This window comes from Bowdeniella nasicola, assembly GCF_001907295.1.
GTDB lineage: Bacteria > Actinomycetota > Actinomycetes > Actinomycetales > Actinomycetaceae > Bowdeniella > Bowdeniella nasicola.
This window is the reverse complement of the sequence record NZ_MQVR01000200.1, coordinates 1-561: the sequence shown is the minus strand read 5'-3', so window position 1 is coordinate 561 and position 561 is coordinate 1. Positions and strand designations below refer to the sequence as shown.

Genomic DNA, 561 nt, shown 5'->3' with positions numbered 1-561 from the left:
TGGCGGATCGCCCAGGACACCGCGCGGCTCGTCAGCAGGGCGCGTGGTGCGGCTACCTGCGGGTTCTGCTCGGTGAAGGTCACGACCGGGCAGGCAGACTCGCGGCAGATCCAGCGGTGTTTGCGCCACCGCAGGCGGGCAGGTCGTCCAGCGGACGGAGCATCGACCAGGGTCACAGTGATGCGTCCGTGGCCGGTCGGGATGACGCCGCAACCGGGGCAACCGGTCAGCGAGTCGCAGGCCTCGACGTCGAGGACGACGGCGGTGTCGGTGACCTCGGCGTGGATGAGATGGAAGTCAGGCAATCCGAGCAGGACGTCACACCTGGCACAGCGATCCAGAGCAACAGCGCAGGGGCACGTAGGATTAGGCATTGTCGAGGTCCTTGAGATCAGCGGGGGGTTAAAGTCCACTCATCATCGGGGACCTCGACGTCTACCCCCAACACCCTTGCCCGATCGGCGCGCCCACGGTCAAGTCCCTTGTAGTGGTGTAACGGCGTTTTCCTCTCGTTTGGGGTTTTAGCTTGCTAGTGCGGGCGTGTCGGTATCGGTCATGGTC

At 64.9% G+C, this 561-nt stretch carries 1 protein-coding gene; it reads right to left on the bottom strand.

Features of this window, described 5'->3' with window-relative positions:
* The coding region (locus BSZ39_RS13070) for a transposase family protein (RefSeq protein ID WP_169829098.1) at positions 1 to 305 on the bottom strand (305 nt) is incomplete at its 3' end.
* Positions 306 to 561: the final 256 nt, after the last annotated feature.